The organism is Tenacibaculum sp. SSH1-16 (assembly GCF_040104435.1).
GTDB classification, from domain to species: domain Bacteria; phylum Bacteroidota; class Bacteroidia; order Flavobacteriales; family Flavobacteriaceae; genus Polaribacter; species Polaribacter mesophilus.
In genome coordinates, this window is record NZ_JBECOV010000016.1 from 50,613 (window position 1) to 73,465 (window position 22,853).

The 22,853-nt window shown below is 32.7% G+C and carries 19 protein-coding genes; 11 read left to right on the forward strand and 8 right to left on the reverse strand.

What is annotated here, in order from left to right:
* Positions 1 to 13: 13 nt before the first annotated feature.
* The 4 genes from ABMY20_RS14970 to ABMY20_RS14985 are packed head-to-tail and all read left to right on the forward strand — an operon-like array spanning position 14 to position 7,569.
* The gene (locus ABMY20_RS14970; protein WP_349265677.1) at positions 14 to 1,108 is read left to right on the forward strand and encodes a DUF4157 domain-containing protein; all 1,095 of its coding nucleotides are present in this window, start codon (positions 14 to 16) and stop codon (positions 1,106 to 1,108) included.
* A gap of 12 nt (positions 1,109 to 1,120) precedes the next feature.
* The gene (locus tag ABMY20_RS14975) at positions 1,121 to 5,383 is read left to right on the forward strand and encodes a DNA/RNA non-specific endonuclease (RefSeq protein WP_349265678.1); all 4,263 of its coding nucleotides are present in this window, start codon (positions 1,121 to 1,123) and stop codon (positions 5,381 to 5,383) included.
* Positions 5,384 to 5,395: 12 nt separating this feature from the next.
* On the forward strand, positions 5,396 to 6,736 hold the full coding sequence (locus tag ABMY20_RS14980) for an ATP-binding protein (protein ID WP_349265679.1): 1,341 nt from the start codon (positions 5,396 to 5,398) through the stop codon (positions 6,734 to 6,736).
* Between the two features lie 11 nt (positions 6,737 to 6,747).
* On the forward strand, positions 6,748 to 7,569 hold the full coding sequence (locus tag ABMY20_RS14985) for a hypothetical protein (protein WP_349265680.1): 822 nt from the start codon (positions 6,748 to 6,750) through the stop codon (positions 7,567 to 7,569).
* 4 nt (positions 7,570 to 7,573) lie between these two features.
* Here the strand turns inward: ABMY20_RS14985 and ABMY20_RS14990 are convergent, their stop codons facing one another.
* Together ABMY20_RS14990 and dnaE are read right to left on the reverse strand one after the other, a co-directional pair.
* Positions 7,574 to 7,930, reverse strand: a complete 357-nt coding sequence (locus ABMY20_RS14990; protein ID WP_047790294.1) for a hypothetical protein — start codon at positions 7,928 to 7,930, stop codon at positions 7,574 to 7,576.
* Between the two features lie 8 nt (positions 7,931 to 7,938).
* Entirely contained in the window at positions 7,939 to 12,312 is a 4,374-nt protein-coding gene (gene dnaE, locus ABMY20_RS14995; RefSeq protein ID WP_349265681.1) for a DNA polymerase III subunit alpha, read from the reverse strand.
* Between the two features lie 239 nt (positions 12,313 to 12,551).
* On the opposite strand from dnaE, the gene ABMY20_RS15000 reads away from it, so the two are divergent.
* The 3 genes from ABMY20_RS15000 to rimM all read left to right on the forward strand — a co-directional run bounded on the left by ABMY20_RS15000 (position 12,552) and on the right by rimM (position 13,962).
* Positions 12,552 to 12,743, forward strand: a complete 192-nt coding sequence (locus ABMY20_RS15000; RefSeq protein WP_028891302.1) for a cold shock domain-containing protein — start codon at positions 12,552 to 12,554, stop codon at positions 12,741 to 12,743.
* A 171-nt stretch (positions 12,744 to 12,914) separates the two neighbouring features.
* The gene (locus ABMY20_RS15005) at positions 12,915 to 13,418 is read left to right on the forward strand and encodes a 30S ribosomal protein S16 (RefSeq protein WP_047790292.1); all 504 of its coding nucleotides are present in this window, start codon (positions 12,915 to 12,917) and stop codon (positions 13,416 to 13,418) included.
* A 16-nt stretch (positions 13,419 to 13,434) separates the two neighbouring features.
* Positions 13,435 to 13,962: a ribosome maturation factor RimM gene (rimM, locus tag ABMY20_RS15010; protein WP_173359428.1), complete on the forward strand. Its 528-nt coding sequence runs from the start codon at positions 13,435 to 13,437 to the stop codon at positions 13,960 to 13,962.
* On the opposite strand, the gene ABMY20_RS15015 is transcribed toward rimM, so the two are convergent.
* Positions 13,959 to 14,462 (reverse strand): GNAT family N-acetyltransferase, encoded by a 504-nt coding sequence (locus tag ABMY20_RS15015; protein ID WP_073182593.1) that lies wholly within the window; start codon positions 14,460 to 14,462, stop codon positions 13,959 to 13,961. The two genes, rimM and ABMY20_RS15015, sit on opposite strands and share 4 nt — an antisense overlap.
* Positions 14,463 to 14,514: 52 nt before the next feature.
* Between ABMY20_RS15015 and ABMY20_RS15020 the strand changes: the two genes are divergently transcribed.
* Positions 14,515 to 15,105 (forward strand): alkylphosphonate utilization protein, encoded by a 591-nt coding sequence (locus tag ABMY20_RS15020; protein WP_047790290.1) that lies wholly within the window; start codon positions 14,515 to 14,517, stop codon positions 15,103 to 15,105.
* Between the two features lie 20 nt (positions 15,106 to 15,125).
* The gene (locus ABMY20_RS15025) at positions 15,126 to 15,479 is read left to right on the forward strand and encodes a hypothetical protein (RefSeq protein WP_349265682.1); all 354 of its coding nucleotides are present in this window, start codon (positions 15,126 to 15,128) and stop codon (positions 15,477 to 15,479) included.
* Between the two features lie 4 nt (positions 15,480 to 15,483).
* On the opposite strand, the gene ABMY20_RS15030 is transcribed toward ABMY20_RS15025, so the two are convergent.
* Complete coding sequence (locus ABMY20_RS15030; RefSeq protein ID WP_125066673.1) at positions 15,484 to 16,539, reverse strand: nucleoid-associated protein; 1,056 nt, start codon at positions 16,537 to 16,539, stop codon at positions 15,484 to 15,486.
* Positions 16,540 to 16,573: 34 nt separating this feature from the next.
* Entirely contained in the window at positions 16,574 to 17,173 is a 600-nt protein-coding gene (locus ABMY20_RS15035; protein ID WP_281980639.1) for a ribonuclease HII, read from the reverse strand.
* Positions 17,174 to 17,243: 70 nt separating this feature from the next.
* Here ABMY20_RS15035 and ABMY20_RS15040 point away from each other — a divergent pair, with 70 nt between their 5' ends.
* Together ABMY20_RS15040 and ABMY20_RS15045 are read left to right on the forward strand one after the other, a co-directional pair.
* Positions 17,244 to 19,202: a putative porin gene (locus ABMY20_RS15040; protein ID WP_349265683.1), complete on the forward strand. Its 1,959-nt coding sequence runs from the start codon at positions 17,244 to 17,246 to the stop codon at positions 19,200 to 19,202.
* Position 19,203: 1 nt separating this feature from the next.
* On the forward strand, positions 19,204 to 19,455 hold the full coding sequence (locus ABMY20_RS15045) for a hypothetical protein (protein ID WP_073182596.1): 252 nt from the start codon (positions 19,204 to 19,206) through the stop codon (positions 19,453 to 19,455).
* Here ABMY20_RS15045 and ABMY20_RS15050 read toward each other — a convergent pair.
* From ABMY20_RS15050 to ABMY20_RS15060, 3 genes are all read right to left on the reverse strand, one after another.
* Positions 19,417 to 19,875, reverse strand: a complete 459-nt coding sequence (locus ABMY20_RS15050) for a GNAT family N-acetyltransferase (RefSeq protein ID WP_349265684.1) — start codon at positions 19,873 to 19,875, stop codon at positions 19,417 to 19,419. The genes ABMY20_RS15045 and ABMY20_RS15050 overlap by 39 nt on opposite strands.
* Before the next feature lie 40 nt (positions 19,876 to 19,915).
* The gene (gene nhaC / locus ABMY20_RS15055) at positions 19,916 to 21,400 is read right to left on the reverse strand and encodes a Na+/H+ antiporter NhaC (RefSeq protein ID WP_047790283.1); all 1,485 of its coding nucleotides are present in this window, start codon (positions 21,398 to 21,400) and stop codon (positions 19,916 to 19,918) included.
* A gap of 195 nt (positions 21,401 to 21,595) precedes the next feature.
* Positions 21,596 to 22,795 (reverse strand): aminotransferase class I/II-fold pyridoxal phosphate-dependent enzyme, encoded by a 1,200-nt coding sequence (locus ABMY20_RS15060; protein WP_239178588.1) that lies wholly within the window; start codon positions 22,793 to 22,795, stop codon positions 21,596 to 21,598.
* Between the last annotated feature and the right edge of the window lie 58 nt (positions 22,796 to 22,853).

Here is a 22,853-nt window from a genome sequence, read left to right on the forward strand (position 1 = left end):
AACTTTAAAAGTCATGTTTAAAAGAGATAAAAAACCAGAAGCTAATAACGTTCAAGCAAAAGATAAAAAAAAGGATTTGTTTATTCAGCCGAAGCTAGCATTTGGAAGAAAAGGAGATCAATATGAAGTTGAAGCAGATAATATGGCTGATAAAGTTGTAGGAAATAATAATGAAGCTAATTCAATACAAAAAAAAGAAAATGAAGAAGAAATTCAACAAAAACCATTGGCTTCTGAAGTAACACCTTTAGTACAAAAAATGGAAACTACTGAAGACGAGCAACCCGTTCAAAAGATGGAGGAGGAAGCGGTGCAAAGTAAAGAAGAGGAAGAAACAATACAATCGAAGTGCGATGATTGTGAAAAAGAAGAGAAAGTACAAAAGCAAGAAGAAGAGGAAGCGGTGCAGTCAAAAACGGAAAAATCTACTTCAACAAAAAATAAACCTTCTTTTGAAAGTAAGTTAAAAAGAGAAAAAGGAGGTCAAAAAATGGATGCACAAACACGAAGTGAAATGGAGTCAGGTTTTGGAGCCGATTTTAGCCGTGTAAATATCCATAACAACTCAGAAGCAGCACAAATGAGTCAAGAAATAGGAGCACAGGCATTTACGCATGGAAACGATATCTATTTTAACGAAGGAAAATACAGTCCAAACTCCAAAGAAGGAAAACATTTGTTAGCGCATGAGTTAACACATACCATTCAACAAAAAGGAATGGTGCAGAAGAAAATTCAAAAACTTTCCGATCCTGAGTGCTCTCAAACTAATCCGCTACCCCATTCAGGAAGATGCAGGAGTGGATTTGTACATACTTGTTATTCAGAAACATTCGTTCCACCAAGTAGTTCGGCATTGAATGTTCGAGTATCAGTAGATTACAATACACTTCCAGGTCCATGGCTTGGTGCTGAGGATTTTAGCGTACAGGTATTTAAGTGTGGAACAATATGGGATACTCGAATAGGAAGCAAAAGGTTAGGGCCTAATATACCAGGCACATTAAATTTTTCTATAGCTAGTGTTACACCTGGAGATAGTTATTATATAAAAATCTATTCAAGATCTCATTTAAAGCTTGATGCAAACTACCGTATTTGGCAGTAAAGACAATAAGTAATGTTTAGAGCAAAACAAAATATAGCAAAACCTTCTAATCCTTCTTTAAAAAGTAAGGAAGCATCATCTTTTATTAAGCCAGAAATGAAGGTAATCAAACCTGAAAAAAAACAAGAGGAAGTTGCGCTAAAAGAACCTAAAAAAATAAAAAAAGAAGAGTCAGTAACTCAAAAAGCATCAGTTTTAGAAGCTTCTGAAAAAGAAAAAGGTGAAAAAAAAGAAGGAGGAGATAAAGTTGAGACTCTTAAAAAAGTAGCAGAAAAGCAATCTTTTAATGGGGTGAAAAATAGTGCAAAAGATGCAAGTGTTTCTGTGACAGAACCGAAAAGTAATAACACTACTCAAGTAAAAATAGAAGCTAAAGAAGGAAAAAAAGAAAAGGAAGAAACCTCAGAAAAAGATAAAAAAGAAGAAGGAGCAGTTAAAGAAAAAAAAATACCTAAAGCACCAACAAAGCCAGAAGATGATCCCGCTTTTCAACAACAAATAAAAAAAACAGAAAAGGTAAAAGAAGAAAAATCACAACATCCAGATCCAGAATCTAAGGTAGGTGAACAGCAGCAAGCAGGTCACCCATCAGCAGCTGTACAATCAGCTAAAAACGATCAGCAAGCACATGCAGATTCATTATCAGCAACCTCTGAAGAAGAAAAAAAGAGAGAGCCATTTACACCAGAATCGTTTAAAAAACTTTTAGAAAAGAATTTAGATGATTTAGAAAAGCAACTTCCTAAAAATTCAGAAGAAGCACAAGAGTTTAGAGATGAGAAGCCTATTCAAGGCATAAAGGAAAATATATCAGGTCAAGTTACAGCTGAAAGCGATAAGTTAGCAGGACCAATGAAATCTGAGGCAGATAAACCAGCTCCTGCTTCAGGACAACTAACAGTAGAAGCTGTTCCATTACCTCCTACAAATCCAGGGAATACTCCAAAACCATTAAATGCTAAAGCAGCAATTCCAAAACCTAAGACATCTCAAGAGATCTCAATGGAAAAAGAAAGTCAGTCATTAGACGATTATATGGCTGAAAATAAGGTAACGGATGAACAATTAGCAAAATCTAATGAACCTAAATTTACAGGAGCTTTAGAAGAAAAGAACAATGCCCAAACCGAAGCAAAGTTAGCGCCAGTAAAGTATAGAAAAAAAGAACAAGTTCAGTTAGGAGTAGCTCAAAAAACAGCGGCTGTAAATAGTAAAGAGGGGTTAGATCAAATGCAAGCAGCTAAAGTATTGTCAGAGAATAATGTTTTAGCTAATCAAACGGAGAATAAGACAAATGATAAAACAGAGCAAGAAAAAATATACGCTGAATTTGAAGCAATTTATGAAGAGACAAAAAAGACAGTTACAGAAAGTTTAGAGAAGCTCTCAGAAGATGTAGATAAAAAGTTTAGTGAAGAAGCAGAGAGCGCTCAAAAAACCTTTGAAGAAAATGTTGAAGATGGCTTAGGCGAAATTTATGGATGGACAGTAATAGATGATTGGATTTTTGGTGAAGATACGGAAGCTATAGATAAATTATTTAGAGTTGAAAAAGCAAAGTTTATCAGTAAAATGAACTCGGTTCTTGATGATATTTCAATTATCATAGCTGATGGATTGAATGGAGCTTTAGATGCTATTGCAGAAGGAAAGAAAAAATCAAAAGAGAAATTTGACAGTTTAGACGAGTCGCAAAAGAAATTAGCGGAAGATGCTTATAGTGATTTTAATGACCAGTATGCAGATTTAGAAGATACTGTTTATGAAAAACAGGAAGAATTAGCGGCTGATTTAGCACAGTCATACAAAGAAAATGTTGATAGTTTACAAGAAAAGTTTAATGAAATAAAAGAAAGCGTAAGTGCCGGTTGGATTGGCGCTGCTTTAAATGCATTAGCTGGTGTTATAAAAACTATTTTAAAAATAAAGGATATGCTGCTTAATCTACTAGCAGCAGCTGTAAGTGCAATAGGAGCTATAATTTCTGACCCAATAGGGTTTTTAAGTAATCTAATACAAGGAGTTAAACAAGGTTTTGTTGATTTTGGGAACAATATCAAAAAACACATGATTAAGGGAGTAATAGAATGGCTTACAGGTTCACTAGGTAATGTAGGTATTACTTTACCAGATAATTTATTTAGTCTTTCAGGAATATTCAGCTTAGTAACTCAAATGTTAGGATTGACATGGGATTATTTTAGGAGTAAAGCAGTAAAGTTATTAGGAGAGCCCGTGGTTGCTGGTATGGAAAAAGCTGTTGAAATTTTTCAGATAGTTAGAAAAGATGGTGTAATGGGGCTTTGGGAGTATATAAAGGAACAGTTTAGTAATCTCAAAGAAATGGTTATGGATGCCATTCGAGATATGATAATCACCAAAGTTATTGAAGCGGGTATAAAATGGGTTATGGGCTTGTTAAGTCCAGCAGGAGCTTTTGTAAAAGCAGCGATGATGATTATAGATATTGTAAAGTTTTTTGTTGAAAGGGCGGCACAAATATTTGAATTAGTTACAGCATTTATAAATAGTATTAAAGCACTAGCAGAAGGAAATGTTAAAGCCGTAGCAAAAGGTATTGAAACTGCTTTAGCCAAAGCAATTCCAGTATTAATAGGCTTTTTAGCTGCTTTGGTTGGAGTAACAGGACTCACCGGAAAAATCCAAAAAATAATTAAAAAAGTTAGAAAGAAAATAGACAAAGCCATTAATAAAGTTATTAAAAAAGCTAAAAAAATCTTTAATAAGATTTTAGGGAAAAAGAAACCCCAAAAAGGGCATGCAAAAAAGATAAAAGATGATAATAAAAAGCAAAAACCAGCAAAATTAACAGCAAAAGATAAAGCGAAACATAAAAAGATTGTAGGTAAGATAGAAAAGAAATTAGGAGAAAAAGCAAAAAAAGGAGAACCGTTTGATAAGTTTTATGCAAGAAAAAAGAAAGAAGCTAAAACCCTAGAAAATAAATACCAACCACAATTAAAAAAAGGAATAAATTTAGATATAAAGTTTAATGCATTAGCTAAAGATAAAGAAGATAACGATGTAGATATTAAAATTAAAATAGCACCTAATGATACTACCGGTAAGGTACAAGCAAAAGGAGATGAAAAGGATAATTTACCGTTGCTAAATCAATACTTAAATAAAAAGGTGGTAGATAAAGAAGGTATTCCATTAGAGTCTTTTACAAAAGCATTAAAAACAGATATTAATAAAATAGACAAGAAACAAGTTTATATTCTTGATAAGAGAAATTCTAGCTATAAGTTTAGAACAGGAAAAGGATTTGGTTCATATCCTAATATATACATTGAAAGTGATGGAGCTGAAGAAGGAGTCTTAAAAAAAGGAAAATCCAAGTCTTACAAACCAGCACATGGAAACTTTATTCCAGATGAAATGGAATTAACGGAAAAGAATGGAGTATATACAGCCAAATATAAGACAAAAAGAGCTGGAGACGCAAAGGAAGCAAAAGCAGGAGAAGATAGTCCAACATTTGAGATAAATATCACTTTTGATGAGGCTATAAAAGGTATTTCAGACAAAGTACAAACTAGAAAAGTAAAAGGATTCAATTTGTCAAGTAAGCCAGATGGAATTGGAAGAGGAAAATGGGATGGAGGATCAGCAGGAAAAGATGGTACTCCAGGATTTGATAATGCTCATATTATTGGAGATCAATTTGGAGGTTCAGGAGTTAATTCGGCAATGAATATTTATCCATCATCACCAATGTATAATCAAAAAGAAATGGCACATGTTGAGAATAAATTGGCCTCTTTCTTCAAATCTAGAGGAACAAACTTTAATATGGAAGTTACTGCAAAAATAAAGGATGATGCAAATGTTAACAATCAACTAAAAGGAGTTTTAGATACGGAATTCGGTAAAGACAATAAAGGGAAGAAAAAGGTAGACGAGAAAATTAAAACAAAGGCGAAAAGCACTTTGACAAAGGCTTTACAACAAGCTATGACTATGGATATTGATAACTTACCAGGTCAGTTTTTAAATACTACATACAAATCAAAGGGAATTGCTTCTAAAGACGATACAGAGGTTGAAGGAGATAATCTACAAACAACTGGTGTAGAAATGGAAAAAGACAAACGATACGATAAAGACAAATACAAAAAACTAGGAAGTGATTTCTCTAAAAATGCAGCAGGTACAGAGCTATCTATTGGGACCGATCAGGGTTATGATGCATCTATAGAAAATTATAAAGCAAAATTTGCTAATGACGGAACGAAAAAAAAGAAATTATAAAATAAGGTAATTATGTACATAGAGGTAGATCAAATAAATAAAATAGGAGTATTTAAAGTACTGCAAGATTTTATTACCAATAGAATTGATAGTGAATTTAATGGGTATAAGCAACCAAATTTTGAATTAAACTACAATGGAGTACCTTCTCCTGTGATTGCTTTTATGAATGATAAAAATTTAGTAACTGAAGATGTTATTCTATTACTACTGGCTTTTGTACCTCACATGTTTCCAAATTTTTTAAACAATATCATTAGTGAGTTTTTGCCACAAGGAGGTGAGTTTCCAGAGTTTGGAGGAGTAAAAGGGAAAAATCATAGAGGAATTATACCTACAGGTGAAACTGCCCTATATATTTTAGGAGGTAATGATTTTGCTTCAAGAGAAAGAGGTTTACAATTTATTTTAAGTGAAAGTAAATTGTTTAGAGATAAGGTGTTGAGAATTGAAAAGCAACTTGAAGAAGAGCCTTTAATGAGTGGTAAGCTAATTTTGGCAGAGGAATATGTACACTTGTTTTTAACAGGGAAAGAATTAAAACCACAAATGAGTCAAGATTTTCCTGCAAGTTTAATTACTACAGATTTAGAGTGGAAAGATTTAGTATTACAAGAAAAAACATTGAACGATGTTAAAGAAATAGAAAGCTGGTTAGCATATAAGGAGATACTGTTAAATGATTGGGGAATGAAAACAAAAATAAAACCCGGATATAGAGTTTTGTTTTGTGGAATTCCAGGAACAGGAAAAACACTAACAGCTAGTTTACTTGGAAAATACACAGGTAAAGATGTTTACAGAGTAGACTTGTCAATGGTTGTTTCAAAATTCATAGGAGAAACAGAAAAAAACTTGTCCAAACTATTTGATAAATCCATTAACCAAGATTGGATTTTATTTTTTGATGAAGCCGATTCAATTTTTGGTAAAAGAACAAATGTAAGAGATGCTCATGATAAATATGCTAATCAAGAAGTCTCTTATTTATTACAGCGAATAGAGTCGCATCCAGGACTAATTATTTTGGCTTCAAATTTTAAAAACAATATTGATACAGCTTTTACCAGACGTTTTAATAATATTATAGAGTTTGAAGCTCCTGGTTATACAGAAAGATTAATGTTATGGGAAAATAACTTGCCAGATAACGTTGAGTTAGAAGATACTGTAAGCGTAGAAGAGTTAGCTAAGAAGTTTAGTTTAACAGGTTCTAATATAGTGAACATTATTCAATATGCATGTTTACAAACTATTGCTAATAAGAAAGAAACAATACAAAAACAATATTTAATAGAAGGTATTAAGAGAGAATATACAAAAGAAGGAAAAACAATTAATATCAAACTTTAAAAAGAGAAATAATGAAAACAATCAATAATATAAATGGTATTCCTCTACATTATGCCAGATTAACGAATCACCCTTATGGAACAAGAGGAGAGCAACGTAATTTTTCAATTGATGAAAGTTTCTTAAGTATTTTAGAAAATGCACTTCAAGAAGTTTTTGAGCATTGTCCTCTAGGGATACCTGAAGTAATTACGACTGCAGGAATTTTTGTTGATAAACCAGGGCAACACGGGCACGGAAAAGCATTTGACTTAGATGCTGTTTTTTGGAGTGATGAAACCTTAGTTACAACTAATTTTATTCATCAAAAAGAGTTATATCTTGGGATAGAGTCCTTTTTAAGAAAGCACTTTGGTATTGTATTAAATTATTATTATCCAAATCATAAAGATCATTGGCATGTTGATACGAGTGTACCTGTTGATTATAATGAAACATCAAAATCAGAAACGCTGTATTTACAATTAGTTTTAAAGCATATATATAAAGAAGAAATTTTGGTAGATGGTATTTGGGGAAGACAAACTTCAGGAGTAGTAAAAGAAGTTTTTGAAAGATTAGGAATAAATACACCTATAACTACGAAAGCAAATTATATAAAGTTTTTAGATATAACAGGTAAATTAGCATTTAAGTTATATGAAGAAAATACTTCTCCTAAACACTTATTAAGTAACTTAACAGAAGTAATTGAAAATTTACCACAACAAAACAAAATAGCAGTTAGAGAAGCATTCAATAGTTTTTTAAATCACGAAGAAACAGCAACATGGTTGGGCGATTTTGAAGAAAATCATAATTTGGATGCTATTATAGAAGAAATTACAGCCTAAAGCTTTATTTGGTAAACTGATTTTTAAACCAAACCTTTTTCCAAACTCTTTTTAAAATCAAAAAAGTAAGACATTCGGTGTATACATTAATATCTGTTGACTCGATATTTTGTGTGTCTTTTTCAGAAACATCTATACGGTATAAAAGATTAGTATAAGAATTAAAATCATGTAAAATTAATTCCTTTACTGATTTTTGAAGTTGCTCTTTTAACTCAGAAGGGGTGCTATTTGCAGAAAAATCTAAATCAAATCCAGTTAGACTAAAATCTTTGTTAAGTTGAACTATGAGTTGTTTATATAACTTTTGGTTAGCTACATTTGTTAATAGGTCGATACTGTTTTGATAACTAGGTAGCATTTTGGTTATTAATTCAACTTATAATTTATAAACTGTTCGTCTAATGCTTTTAAAAACTCACTAGACACTTTAATTTTAGTTGTTCTACTAGGTAAGTTTAACTCTATTTTTTCTTCGGCATCCCAAATGGTAAAATACAAACTTTGTGAGCCTTTGTTAGTAGCAAACAAGTGTTGTAGTTCTTTTATAGTGTTGTCTTTTACTTCTTGTAGAGGAATTTTTATGGTGAGTTTTTTACACATTTTATCCATAATATCGTGTAATAGTAAAAACTCATTAAATCCAACTCTAGGTTCACCTTTCACACCTTCTTTATTAGTCCAACCAGATTTGATCGTAGTTTTGATAAATAGGAATGAATTTGGAACCAAAAAGTGTTTAAACTTTAAGTAATCTTCACCAAAAATTCGGAATTCAAAACTATCGTTATAATCTTCCATTGTAAAAGCAGCCCATCCTTTACCTGCTTTTGATACACGATGCTGTACATCAGTAACAATTCCAGCAAAAGAAAGCCCTAAACCTTCATATTGAGCGATGTTTTTAAAATGTGCTAGAGAAGCGTTGCAGAACTTTAGTTCGTTTTTAAAATCATCAAGTGGATGTGCAGAAATATACATTCCTACTACTTCTTTTTCACGAGCTAACAATTCCATAGTTCCCCAAGTTTCACATTCAGGAATTAAAGGTTCAGGTAAATCAACATCCGAAGCTTCTCCAAATAAAGATACCTGAGATGAATTCTGATTTTCTTGAAACTTATTACCAAAACGAATAGCCTTTTCTAAAAAAGTTTGTCCTTTTTCATCTTTCACATAATACTGCGCTCTGTGAGTATCTGTAAAGGAATCAAAACCACCAGCTAATACTAAACCTTCAAAAGCTTTTTTGTTAGCAACACGTAAATCAACACGTTTGGCTACATCAAAAATAGAAATGTAATGCCCATTTTCTTTGCGTTCATCAATAATTGCTTTTACAGCTGAACCACCTACACCTTTAATTGCCGCCATACCAAAACGAACAGCGCCATCTTTATTTACAGAAAATTTAGCATACGATTCATTTACATCTGGACCCAATACCTCTAACCCCATGCGTTTACATTCCTCCATAAAAAACGAAACCGTTTTAATGTCGTTCATGTTGTTGGAAAGTACTGCTGCCATGTATTCAGCAGGGTAGTGGGCCTTTAAATAAGCGGTTTGATAAGCAATCCAAGCATAACAAGTAGAGTGCGATTTGTTAAAAGCATAAGATGCGAAAGCTTCCCAGTCCTTCCAGATTTTCTCTAGGGCTTTTTCATCATGACCATTGGCCTTTGCTTGATTCACAAACTTAGGTTTCATTTTCGCTAGTACAGCAGCTTGCTTTTTACCCATTGCTTTACGAAGTACATCGGCTTCACCTTTGGTAAAATCAGCTAACTTTTGCGAAAGTAACATTACTTGCTCCTGATATACTGTAATTCCGTAGGTTTCTGCTAAATATTCTTCCATTGCAGGAAGGTCGTACTGAATTTCCTCGTCCCCATGTTTTCTTCTAATAAAAGAAGGAATATATTCTAAAGGACCAGGACGATACAAGGCGTTCATTGCAATTAAGTCAGCAAAAACCGTAGGTTTTAACTCACGCATGTACTTTTGCATCCCAGGAGATTCGTATTGGAATATACCTACGGTTTCCCCACGTTGGAAAAGTGCATAAGTTTCTTTATCATCAATAGGGAAATTCTCAGGGTCAAGTTCTACCCCATGGCGTGCTTTTACAATTTTTACTGTATCCTTGATTAGGGTTAATGTTTTTAACCCCAAAAAATCCATTTTTAATAATCCTGCACTTTCTACTACTGAGTTGTCAAACTGAGTAACATACATGTCGGAATCTTTTGCAACAGATACCGGTACGAATTTGGTAATATCATCAGGAGTGATAATCACCCCACAAGCGTGAATTCCAGTATTACGAACTGAACCTTCTAAAATTCTAGCTTTGTTAATGGTTTCTGCTTCCAGACCATTACCATTGGCAATAGCTTTTAGCTCATTTACCATTTCTATTTCTTCAGAACGAAGTTTTTCTTTTAATCCTTTCTCATCTAAAGAAAAGATTTTTTTCAATTTCATTCCTGGAATTAACTTGGCAATTCTATCGGCTTCAAATAGAGGTAAGTCAAGTACACGAGCAGTATCACGTACAGATGATTTAGCTGCCATGGTACCATAGGTAATAATTTGTGCTACTTGGTTAGCACCATATTTCTCAATTACATAATCCATTACGCGGCTACGACCTTCATCGTCAAAGTCGATATCAATATCGGGCATCGATACACGTTCAGGGTTTAAGAAACGCTCAAAAAGTAAGTCGTACTGGATAGGATCTATATTAGTAATCCACAAACAATAAGCAACTACCGAACCAGCTGCAGAACCACGTCCTGGACCTACTGATACATCCATGTTTCGTGCTTCTCGAATAAAATCTTCTACAATCAAGAAATATCCAGGGTACCCTGTTTTAGCAATTACATCAAGCTCAAAATCTAAACGTTCTCGGATTTTATCGGTAATTTCTCCATAACGTTTTTTGGCTCCTTCATAGGTTAAATGACGTAAAAAATTATTTTCACCTCTTTTTCCTCCATCTTCAAGATCTTTTTCATCTCTAAACTCTTCTGGAATATCAAAAGCAGGTAATAATACATCACGAGCTAAACCAAAAGGTTCTATTTTATCTACAATTTCTTGAATGTTAATAATAGCCTCAGGTAAATCAGCAAAGAGTTTTTTCATCTCTTCAGTAGATTTAAAGTAGTATTCGTCGTTAGGTAAACCATAACGATAGCCTCTTCCTCGACCTTTAGGAGTAGCTTGTTTTTCACCATCTTTTACACACAATAAAATATCGTGAGCATTGGCGTCTTCTTTATCTAAGTAAAAAGTATTGTTCGTAGCAACAATTTTAATATCATGCTTTTTAGAGAATGAAAGTAGAGTTTCGTTCACAACTCTTTCATCTTCTTGTCCGTGACGCATCAATTCGATATATAAATCTTCTCCGAATTGTTCTTTCCACCAAAGTAAAGCTTCTTCTGCTTGAGCTTCACCTACATTTAATATTTTACTAGGAACTTCACCATATAAATTTCCTGTTAATACAATTACATCTTCTTTGTATTGCTCAATAACTTTTTTGTCGATTCTAGGAACATAGTAAAAACCATCCACGAAAGCAATGGAAGACATTTTTGCTAAATTGTGGTATCCCTTTTTATTTTTAGCAAGTAAAACGACTTGATATCCATTGTCTTTTTGACTTTTATTGGTATGGTCTTCACAAACATTAAATTCACAACCTACGATAGGTTTTAAAACACTTTGTGTAGGTTCTTCTCCTTTTTCTAAGGCTTCTTTATTAGCCGCTTCAGCTGCTTTGTTGTGCCCTAATACAGCCTGTACAAAATGGAAAGCAGCCATCATGTTACCAGTATCAGTCATGGCAACTGCAGACATATTATCTTTAGCAGCGGCATTTACTATGTTACCAATTTGAATGGTAGACTGTAAAACAGAATACTGTGTATGGTTGTGTAAGTGAGCAAACTTAACACCTTCAAGCTCTGCTAATCCTTCTGCGGTAGAAATTGTATTAGCTTCTTCAGTTTCAGATGACTTTCTTTTACGGATTTTTTCACTTTCCTTTTTAAGGTTTAAGTGCTTAAGTCCGATTACCTGTATTGGGTTCGGATTTGCTTCTGTATAACGTTGAAAATAATCAGAAGGAACGTCTAACTGTTCTTCTGTATACTGACGTAAACGAATTAATTCTAAGAAACATCTTGTAGTTGCTTCTACATCGGCAGTAGCGTTATGTGCTTCTCCAAAACCTGTTCCGAATAAATGATTGTGTAATTCGGTAAGAGTTGGAAGTTTAAACTTTCCTCCACGACCACCAGGAATTTGACATAATTGTGCCGTATGCTCGGTACAAGTATCCAAAACAGGTAATTCTGTTAAATTGTTTTCAACACCTAAACGATGAAACTCACACCCCATAATGTTGACATCAAAACCAACATTTTGACCAACAATAAACTTCGTTTTTTGTAATGCCTTGTTGAATAGTTCTAACCCTTCACTCAATTGAATTCCTTGTTCGATAGCTAAATCAGTAGAAATTCCGTGAATACGTTCTGCATCGTACGGAATATTGAACCCGTCAGGTTGTATTAAGAAGTCATTGTGTTCAATTAAATTTCCTAATTCATCATGTAATTGCCACGCAATTTGTATGGCTCTAGGCCAGTTGTCGGTATCGGTTATTGGAGCATTCCAGCTTTTTGGTAATCCAGTAGTTTCGGTATCGAAAATTAAATACATGGGCAAAATTACTTATTGAAGTGTTTTGGATAAAACAAAGTGTAAAAATACGAAGAATTTACATTGTTATTAAGAGAAGTTATTAACGAGTGTTTTTACTTAATGTAAAGGCTTGAATAGCTGATTGTAATCAGTAAATAGATGTTAAGTGTAGGTTAATTTTAAAATAAAAATGAAAAAAAGTGATTGATAATCAATTAATAAGATTACATTTGTACTTTAATATAATATTTTTTACAATGAAAGAAGGAACAGTAAAGTTCTTCAATGAATCTAAAGGTTTTGGATTTATTACAGAGTCAGGATCAAACACAGAACATTTTGTACACGTATCAGGTTTAATCGATGAGATTAGAGAAGGTGATACTGTTGAGTTTGAACTTAAAGAAGGAAAAAAAGGATTAAACGCAGTTAGCGTTAGAGTATTATAATATATCTCACAATTTATTTTTCTTAAGAGTCTGTTTAACAGGCTCTTTTTTATTTTAATAAAAAATCTTTTTAGGTGTTATTTGAAAAATATTTTATAATTTTGCGCCCACTTATTACGAGATAATAAGATTTATTAATAACCAAGGTCGCGAACCTTAAAAATTAAAATTATGCCTGTAAAAATTAGATTACAAAGACACGGTAAAAAAGGAAAACCATTTTATTGGGTAGTAGCTGCTGATTCAAGAGCTAAAAGAGACGGTCGTTTCTTAGAAAAAATCGGAACTTACAATCCAAATACTAATCCTGCAACTATCGATTTAGATGTTGACGGAGCTGTAAAGTGGTTACAAAATGGTGCTCAACCAACTGATACTGCTAGAGCTATTTTATCTTATAAAGGAGCTTTATTAAAGAATCACTTAGCTGGTGGAGTTAAGAAAGGTGCTTTAACTGAAGAGCAAGCAGAAGCTAAATTTACTGCTTGGTTAGAAGAAAAAGCAGCTAAAGTTGCTGGTAAAACAGAAGGTTTAGCAAAAGCTGAAGCTGACGCTAAAGCAAAAGCTTTAGAAGCTGAAAAAGCTGTAAACGAAGCACGTATAGCTGCTGCAACTCCTGCTGTAGAAGATAGCGAGGATGCTGCTGCTGAATCAGGTGCTGATAGCGAAGAATAAAAACTGTACTACGATGATGCAAAAAGAAGATTGCTTTTATCTTGGCAAAATCGTTAAAAAACATAGTTTTAAGGGTGAGGTAGTTATTAAGTTAGATACTGATGAACCCGATCTTTACGAAAATTTGGAATCAGTTTTTGTCGATTTAGGCAATAATCTGATTCCTTTTTTTATTGAAAAATCTTCCCTGAGTAAAGGAACTATGTTTAGAGTGAAATTTGAGGATGTTGATACGGAGGCAGATGCCGAGGCTATTTTACGTTCTGAAGTTTACCTGCCATTAGATATGCTTCCTAAACTTTCTGGAGATAAGTTTTATTATCATGAAGTGATAGGTTTTAAGGTTGTTGATACTTCTTTTGGAGAGGTGGGAAATATAGTAAGTATTAATGACTCTTCAGCGCAACCTTTATTTGAAATTGATAGAGAAGGAAAAGAGATTTTCATTCCTATGATTGATGACTTTATTAAAAAAGTAGATAGAGATACTAAAACTATTAAGGTAGAAACTCCAGAAGGGTTAATTGATTTGTATTTGAGTTAAAAAACATACTCAAATACACAATCTTCCCCGTCTTCAAAAACTTGTTGCATCCCAATAAACTCAAAACCTAGGTTTTTTAATAGTTTTTGAGATTTTTCATTTTTTGGCATCGTCAAAGCTAATACTTTGTCTTGTTTGAATTTAGTACGGACGTATTCAATAATTAGTTTTGTAGCCTCTGTTGCATATCCTTTACCTCTTCCTTCGGGTAAAAATGCGTATCCAATATCAATAAAATCTAACTTGTCTCTTTGCAATGCTGTAGAGGCTCCAATGGGTTTGTTGGTTTCTTTTGAAATAACCGTGAAAAAACCAAGTCCATTTAATTTAGAGTTTTTAAACAAAGTATCCTTTAGGTAGATACGGGTTTCTTCAATAGATTTTAAATTTTTATCTCCTATAAATTGAATCCAATCAGGATCATTAAATAGTTGAAAATAAAAAGGTGCATCGCTCACTAGAGCTTCCTTAATAATTAGTCGTTCGCTTTCTAATAACATAGCCTAAATATATAATTAAAAATGTACTTTTGCGAAGCAAAAAAAGAATAAAATGAGTTTATTACAAGAATTACAAGATAGAAGCGGAAATCAATGTGAATTATGCGGATCAAAAAGCGATTTGTCAATTTATGAAGTACCACCAATTTCAACAGGAGGAGTTGATGGGAGTTTGTTGGCTTGTAGTACTTGTATTGAGCAAATTGAAAACTCAGAAGCTACAGACGCTAATCACTGGCGTTGTTTAAATGATAGTATGTGGAGTGAGTTTAGAGCAGTGAAAGTTGTGGCTTGGAGAATGTTACACCGTGTCAAAAAAGATGGATGGTCACAAGATTTGTTAGATATGATGTATTTAGAAGATGAAGAGTTACGTTTTGCAGAAGCTACAGGTGAGCATTTAGATGAAAGTGAAAAAATAATTCATAGAGATGTAAACGGAGCTATTTTACAAGCAGGAGATAATGTTGTGTTGATTAAAGATTTAAAAGTAAAAGGTTCTAGCATGGTAGCAAAGCAAGGAACTGCTGTACGTAGAATTTCGTTAGATCCTGAAAATGCTAAATATATTGAAGGTAAAGTGGGAGCACAAACTATTGTGATTATTACCGATTATGTAAAAAAAATGGCTGAAAAGGAATAGTTTTTTATATTTAGAATAAAATGTCTGCTAAATATTACAAAGAAAAACATTTACAAGCAACAAGATATAAAATAGAGAACGTTATCAGGCAGCAAGATTTTTTGTTAAGACACAGATGGAAAGTAATTGCTGCTGGTATTGTTTTTAGCTTTTGGGCTCCAACTTATGGTGTGGGGCATTCTTTTTCTAATAAAAAATCAATGCTGCAAAAAACAGAATATAGTTATTTAAAGTTAGTAATGCTTTACGCAACTATTTATATGATTTTCTGCATTCTTTATCATTTTTCTAGCAGACATCAGGATAAGAAAAAACTAAAAGAATTGAAAGAGTTAGAAAAAAGATTGGAAAAAGAAATTTCGGAGTTAAACTAACTTTTTACTTCTCAGTATTATAATACACCTTATAAAACTTCATTTTCTTGTCTTCATCGTATCCTTGTTCTAAATATTCAGCAGAAGCATCAGGAGCATCAACATCAATTTTAATTTGAATATTGGTGTCTAATTTAATTTCAGTTTTAAACTTACTTTTTTCTTTCTTTAAAACAACATCAGATACTTCAAAATTATTACGAATTAGTACATCGTTTAATTTTTCAAAGTGCTGCTTGTAATCTTCAAAAAGATCTTTATGCTTGTCTTCTTCAAAAATTTCATCTTTGAAGCCATGATAATCTACACTTTCATGCTCTTTAAAGTAATCAACAGTATTGGCTAAGAAATTACTTTGTTCTTGTTTTCCAAATTCAGGTTTTATAACCTCTTCAGAAAACTCTTTGCACATTTCTAAGTAATTTTGAGTATGTAAGTTACGATCATCAGCATATTTAACACTTAAGAAGTTTTTAATCCAGTATTGCGCATCATATTGGTTGTTATCTACCGATAAAACGACAGTTCCTTCTGCATCAGTAGAGTTTAAAATTAAACAACCCTTATCCAATCTTTTTGTTGAAATTCCTTTTTGAACTACTACATCAAAACTATCGTCATCTAAATAGGTTTGAAAGAAGTCTACCTTACTTTCAATTTTAAAAACACCAACGGCCTCAGTTAAAACATCTTTATATTCAATGCCTTCAAAATAAGCTACAATTACATCCCCCGTTTTAATATTGGCAGAGTTTGATTGTTCGTATAGGTGATTAACAATGTTTTTAGAATGTTCAATAAAAACTTCGTTGCTATCATCTTCAAAAATATCAGAAGTATATTTATTGATTTCGTTTAGACGAACATCAGCATGATGACTAAAGCGGTAACTCTGAGTAACTGAACCGAAAGGCTTCAGTAAAAAAGGGAGTAACAATTCGTAACTTTCTTCATCAAAACGCACTAGACTTTCAGAAAAGGCATTCTGCCCGCTATTATATTTGTTAGCTACTTTGTGAATGATACATTTGTTAATTTCGGTACGAGTTCTTTTAATCATCTTCTAAAAAAATTGGAAGACAAAAATAGAAAAATTAAAGTTTCAATTTTAATTGTTCTGGCAACAATTTAAATGATTTTCGGTGATAGGGAGTTGCTCCAAATTGACGAATAGCTTCGCGATGTTCTTTTGTAGGATATCCTTTGTTTTTCTGCCAGTTATACTGCGGAAATTCTTGATGAATTTTCTCCATATACTCATCACGATAGGTTTTGGCAAGTACAGAAGCAGCTGCGATACTCATAAATTTAGCGTCGCCTTTTACAATGGTTTTATGTGGAGTTTCTTGATAGGGTTTGAACTTGTTTCCGTCAACAATAATAAACTCAGGTTGTACATTTAATTGTTCTATTGAACGATGCATTCCAGTAATAGATGCTTGTAAAACGTTTAGCTCATCAACCTCTTCTTGATGTATAAAAGAAACTCCAAAAGCTAGTGCATGTTCTTCAATATAAGGTCGAAGTTTTTGTCGTTTTTTTTCAGAAAGTTGCTTGGAGTCGTTTAGCAATTCATGCTGAAAATCACCTGGTAAAATTACGGCTGCTGCAACTACAGGTCCTGATAAACAGCCTCTACCAGCCTCATCTGTTCCTGCTTCTAATTTATGCCCGCTATAGTTTAATTGCAACATGCTACAAATTAACAGTTTTCAAAGAAATTAATCGTGATTTTTGTCGTTAAATTATTTTACTTTTGTTGTTATGAAGAAAAATTTCTTAGTATTTTTTTGTTTGATAAGTGTTCAGGTAATTTTTGCCCAAATAAGAACAATTGAAGGAGGGTTTGGTAGAGGTAGAGGAGGGCTTAATCAAAATATGGATTCACTACCAGATAATGAAATAAATGTAAAGCTGAGTGGAAAAACTAAGTACACAGATTATAAAATTATATCACATAAAAATGATACTACAATTGTAGATACCACATTAACAATTCAAAAAGAGTATAAGTTCAATTTCTTAAGAAAGGATAATTTTGAATTATTGGCTTTTCATAATCAAGGACAAACTTTTAACAATTTAGGGTACGATTTTACTAATATTTCTAAGTTTCCTAATATAGGTTTTAGAGCAAAAATGTTCAATTATTTTGAAATTGAAGATGTGAATTATTATCATGTGCCCACCCCTACAACAGAAATAATGTATCGTACAGGGTTAGAGCAAGGTCAGGTATTGGATGCGCTTTTTACAACAAATTTTTCTAAACGATTTAACGTTTCGATAGCTTATAAAGGACTTCGTTCTTTAGGGGCTTACAGGCGTTCTTTAGCTAGTACGGGTAATTTTAGGGTTAGTTTTAGTTACGAGACTCCTAAAGGACAATACGGGATTAGAGGGCATGCTGTAAATCAAGATTTTTTTAATCAAGAAAGTGGAGGACTAACCGAAACTTCTTTAGAGGCATTTTTAGCAGATGATCCTAATTTTAGCGGAAACAGAGGTAGAATGGATGTGAATTTGGGTAATGCTGAAAGTACTTTAGATGCTAAGAGATTATACTTTGAACATACTTTTAAATTACTTTCTTCAAAAGATAGTGTGAGTCAAAAAGACTTTTCTAATTTAAAACTTGGGCATTCATTTACTAGAGATTCTAAGTTTTATCGATTTACTCAAGGTACAGCATCAGATATGTTTGGTGATGCAAATATTTCGAGTAATATTAATAATAAAACTATTTATTTACTATATAATAATCAGTTTTTTTTAGATTTTAATTCAAAATATGTACTAGGAAAATTTCGTGTAAAAACAGAATTATCAAATTATACATATGGATATGAAAACTTACAGAATAATACAGTTGGAATTACAAAGAATAAGCTGAAGGGAGATGCAATTTCGTTTGGAGCTGATTGGAATGGAAGAATAGGGAACTTTCATGTAAATGCTTCTGGAAGTCTTACCCCAGGAAGTGGTCGATTGTCAGGGAATTATCTTTCAGGGGAAGCTTTCTATAAAAAAGATAGTGTACTTACTGTGAAAGGGAGGTTAGGAATAAGTAACAAATTACCTAATTTTAATTTTTTATTACATCAAAGTAGTTACGATGATTTTAATTGGGAAAATAATTTTTCTCAAATAGGGACACGTACATTGGGAGGGGTTATTGAGTCTAAATGGGGAAATGCTTCGTTGGATATCACTAATATTAGTAATTACACGTATTTTGATGAAAATGGTCAACCGAAACAGTTTTCAGGAGATGTAAACTATTTAAAGGCAAAGGCATCTAAAGAATTTACCTTTGGAAAGTTTGCTTTAGATAACACTTTAATGTATCAAAAAGTAGCAAGTGGAAATAGTGTTTTTAGGGTTCCAGAATTTGTTACTCGTAATACACTTTACTATACAGATGAATGGTTTAAAGGAAAACCTTTGTTGGTACAAATAGGAGCTACATTTAGGTACTTTTCAAAATATAAAGCAAATGCGTATAACCCTTTATTAGCTGAGTTTACTTTACAAAATGACACAGAAATAGGATATCCTACAGTAGATTTGTTTTTCAATGCTAGGGTTCGTAGAACTAGAATTTATTTTAAAGCAGATAACATAAGTTCTTTTGTGTTAAAAAAGAATTATTTTTCGGCTCCGAATTACCCGTATAGAGATTTCGTAATTCGTTTTGGAGTAGTGTGGAACTGGTTTATATAAAATGAAAGAAAAGCTGCGAAAAAATTGGAAGTTGTTTTTAATAGCAAGTTTAACCTTAGGTTTAGCACCTTTTAGACCACCACATATTTTTGGAAAGTTACAATGGATAGCAGGAGGGAATGCCTTTTCAGGAGAGCACGCTATGCAGTCTATGGATTGGTTTGATGTTTTTTTGCATGGAACTCCTTGGGTACTTTTAATAGTATCAACTTTATTACATGTTTTCAGGAAAATAGAGCTCCATTTCAGATAAAAAACGTCCTTTAATACTGCTCTCTCGTTTCCCAATTATTTCAAAACCATGTTTTAAATAAAAAGCATCCGAGTTTGGGTCTGATAAAACATTTAATACAGCACAAGAACCGCCTATACAAGATTTTTTTACATGTTCTAGTAGTTTAGAACCAATTCCTTGGTTTATAAATTTAGGGGAGACAAATAAAAAATCTAAAAAACTTGTTCTAATATTAGCTCGATATAAAACATAAAAACCAGCTGTAGTATCGTTAACTTGAAATTTGTAAACATTACAGTTGGTAAACATTTTAGGGGAGACTGTTAAGTCGTTTTTCCACTCTTCCATTTGTTCTTTGGAATATCTCCAATATGCTTTTGAACTTATGGCAATTTCAGTTAATAAGTTAGCGTCTTGTATTTGAGCTTTTACAATCATAAAAAAAGAACCTCACGAAAGGTGAGGTTTATAAACGTTATTATTTAGAAGCTAGTTGTTTTATTTTAATTCTGAATGCAGCAAATAGTAATGTTGTAAAAGGGCTTAGCCAATTAAACATGGCATAAAAAGCATAATCTATAACAGGAACACCTAAAACACCAGAATGATAAGCTCCGCAAGTATTCCAAGGAATTAAAACAGAGGTAACAGTACCAGAATCTTCTAAAGTTCTACTTAAGTTTTCAGGAGCCAACCCTTTATCTTTATAAGCTTGTGCGTACATTTTTCCAGGTACAACAATTGCTAAATATTGATCAGAAGCGGTGAAATTTAAACCTATACATGTACCAACAGTACTGGCAAATAATCCGAATACTGAATCAAATAAGCTTAACATAAAACTGCTAATTTTAGCTAAGGCTCCAATAGCATCCATGACCCCACCAAAAACCATTGCTAATAAAATTAACCATACGGTTCCAAGCATTTTTTTCATACCACCGGCAGTAAATAAATCTTTTAACACTTCATTATCAGTAGTTACAGAGGTTTCTACGGTTATAGCTTGCATTATTCCTCTGTAGGCAGATTCAAAATCTAGCTTTTCAACTCCAGAAATTTGAGAAACAACATGAGGTTGAAAAATCAAAGCAAAAGCACCACCCAATATGGTTCCAGCTAAAAGAGCGATTAAAGGAGGTGTCTTCTTAATAATTAGAACTAAAACTAATACAGGTACAAGAAATAACCATGGGGTTATATTAAAAGCTTTGTTAATGTCGCTAAGCATTTGTTGAGTATTCGCGTCACCAGTTGTAGTTTGGGTAAATCCTAAAATAACAAAAAAGATAATAGTTACTATAAATGTAGGTACAGTAGTATAAGTCATATATCTTATATGTGTAAACAAATCTGTTCCAGCCATGGCTGGAGCCAAGTTTGTAGTGTCTGACATTGGAGACATCTTGTCGCCAAAATAAGCACCAGATAAAACTGCACCAGCAGTCATACCTAAAGAAATACCTAAAGCTTCACCAATACCAATTAAAGCTATACCTACTGTTGCAGAAGTTGTCCAAGAACTTCCAGTGGCAACAGATATAACTGCACATATTATTAAACAAGCTACTAAAAAGATAGTCGGGTTTAAAATTTGAAGCCCGTAATAAATCATTGAAGGTATAATACCGCTTACAAGCCATGTTCCTGCAAGCGCACCTACCATTAACAAAATTAAAATAGCACCTGCTGTTGATTTTATGTTTTCAGCAACTTCTTCAATCATTCTTTCGTAGGAAACTTTATTTTTAAAACCTACAATAGCCGCAACAGCTCCACCTAATAATAAAATAAATTGATTACTTCCACTTAAAGCATCGTCTCCAAATACATATACATTATATGCAAGCATACCTATTAAAGCGAAAACAGGAATCAAAGCTTCCCAAATACTCAACTCTTTATTTTGAATTATTTTTTGATTTTCTATTTCAATTTTAGATAGGTTTTTGTCGTCTTGCATGTATGGTATTTTTTTCGGCTTGTAATGTTACGATTTTGTAGAGAATTACACAAATCGAATTAGTTTACAATATTTTTTAAAAAAAATGGAATAGAAATACTATATAAACAAAAATGTCATTTTAAAAAATGTGAAATGGTTTAGTGCCTTTCATTTTGTTTAAAATGATAGAATCGAGAAGATATTATAAGTGTTTTACAAAACGCCTACTTTTTTCATGCAAGTTTTCATCATTTGATAGGTGCGCTCTATGTCATTATCTAATCCAATAGAAAAACGAATTAATCCATCGGTAAGTCCCATTTCTTTTTGTTCTTCTAAAGGAATTTCTGATGACGTTGAAGTCCCTGGAGCTGAAAATAAAGTTTTATAAAAACCTAAACTTACAGCTAAGTACCCTAGATTTTCATCCTGCATTAATTCCATTAAAGCATTGGCTTTGTCTAGAGATCCAGCATCAATAGTTAGCATTCCTCCAAAACCATATTCTTCATTCATCATTGATTTAAACACCTTATGAGAAGGGTGTGATGGTAATCCTGGGTATACAGTTTTTAACCCGTCAGCTTCAAATTTTTCAGCTAAATAACTCGCATTTTTACTGTGTTGCTTTACTCGTATATGTAAAGTTCTCATGTTTTTCAGGATTGAAGAAGCGCGTAAAGAGTCCATAGAAGCTCCTAATAACATACTTGCCCCATCAATTACACTTTTTTGAGAATTGATAAAATCTGCAGTTCCACAAATAACTCCTCCCATAGTGTCAGAAGAACCATTGATGAATTTTGTTAAACTGTGAATAACAATATTGGCACCCAATTGAGCTGGAGAAATTGATAGAGGAGAAAATGTATTGTCAACTACCAACTGTAAATCATGCTTTTTAGCTAATACTGAAAGAGCTTTAATATCTGCGACCTCTAATAACGGATTGCTTACAGTTTCGCAGTAAATCATTTTAGTATTTTTGTTAATGGCAGCTTCTACTCTGTCTAACTTTGTAATGTTTACAAATGAAGTTTCAATTCCTATTCTTGGAGTAAAGTTTTTAAGAAAGGCATAAGTTCCTCCGTAAATAGTTCTACTTGAAACGATATGATCTCCAGCCCCACATATTTGTAAAATAGTAGGAGTAATGGCTCCCATACCAGTAGCTGAAACATTAGCAGTTTCAGTACCTTCCATAGCAGCTAAAGCTTCAGATAGGTATAAGTTTGAAGGAGATGAGTGGCGAGAGTATAAATAACAACCATCTGTATTCCCTTCAAAAGTATCAAACATAGTCTTTGCTGATAAAAAAGTATAGGTAGAAGAATCTGAAATAGAAGGGTTAACTCCTCCAAATTCTCCAAAGTACTGTAGATCTTGTATGTTGTTTGCAGGTTTAAATTTCATATCGATTAAAGTTAATTATTAATAGACTACTAAGTTCTGTTTTAGTTGTTTAAAAATC

Coding starts and splice junctions, on each gene's coding strand:
- ABMY20_RS14970 (WP_349265677.1), top strand. CDS start 14: ATGTTTAAAAGAGATAAAAAACCAGAAGCTAATAACGTTCAAGCAAAA.
- ABMY20_RS14975 (WP_349265678.1), top strand. CDS start 1,121: ATGTTTAGAGCAAAACAAAATATAGCAAAACCTTCTAATCCTTCTTTA.
- ABMY20_RS14980 (WP_349265679.1), top strand. CDS start 5,396: ATGTACATAGAGGTAGATCAAATAAATAAAATAGGAGTATTTAAAGTA.
- ABMY20_RS14985 (WP_349265680.1), top strand. CDS start 6,748: ATGAAAACAATCAATAATATAAATGGTATTCCTCTACATTATGCCAGA.
- ABMY20_RS14990 (WP_047790294.1), bottom strand. CDS start 7,930: ATGCTACCTAGTTATCAAAACAGTATCGACCTATTAACAAATGTAGCT.
- dnaE (WP_349265681.1), bottom strand. CDS start 12,312: ATGTATTTAATTTTCGATACCGAAACTACTGGATTACCAAAAAGCTGG.
- ABMY20_RS15000 (WP_028891302.1), top strand. CDS start 12,552: ATGAAAGAAGGAACAGTAAAGTTCTTCAATGAATCTAAAGGTTTTGGA.
- ABMY20_RS15005 (WP_047790292.1), top strand. CDS start 12,915: ATGCCTGTAAAAATTAGATTACAAAGACACGGTAAAAAAGGAAAACCA.
- rimM (WP_173359428.1), top strand. CDS start 13,435: ATGCAAAAAGAAGATTGCTTTTATCTTGGCAAAATCGTTAAAAAACAT.
- ABMY20_RS15015 (WP_073182593.1), bottom strand. CDS start 14,462: ATGTTATTAGAAAGCGAACGACTAATTATTAAGGAAGCTCTAGTGAGC.
- ABMY20_RS15020 (WP_047790290.1), top strand. CDS start 14,515: ATGAGTTTATTACAAGAATTACAAGATAGAAGCGGAAATCAATGTGAA.
- ABMY20_RS15025 (WP_349265682.1), top strand. CDS start 15,126: ATGTCTGCTAAATATTACAAAGAAAAACATTTACAAGCAACAAGATAT.
- ABMY20_RS15030 (WP_125066673.1), bottom strand. CDS start 16,539: ATGATTAAAAGAACTCGTACCGAAATTAACAAATGTATCATTCACAAA.
- ABMY20_RS15035 (WP_281980639.1), bottom strand. CDS start 17,173: ATGTTGCAATTAAACTATAGCGGGCATAAATTAGAAGCAGGAACAGAT.
- ABMY20_RS15040 (WP_349265683.1), top strand. CDS start 17,244: ATGAAGAAAAATTTCTTAGTATTTTTTTGTTTGATAAGTGTTCAGGTA.
- ABMY20_RS15045 (WP_073182596.1), top strand. CDS start 19,204: ATGAAAGAAAAGCTGCGAAAAAATTGGAAGTTGTTTTTAATAGCAAGT.
- ABMY20_RS15050 (WP_349265684.1), bottom strand. CDS start 19,875: ATGATTGTAAAAGCTCAAATACAAGACGCTAACTTATTAACTGAAATT.
- nhaC (WP_047790283.1), bottom strand. CDS start 21,400: ATGCAAGACGACAAAAACCTATCTAAAATTGAAATAGAAAATCAAAAA.
- ABMY20_RS15060 (WP_239178588.1), bottom strand. CDS start 22,795: ATGAAATTTAAACCTGCAAACAACATACAAGATCTACAGTACTTTGGA.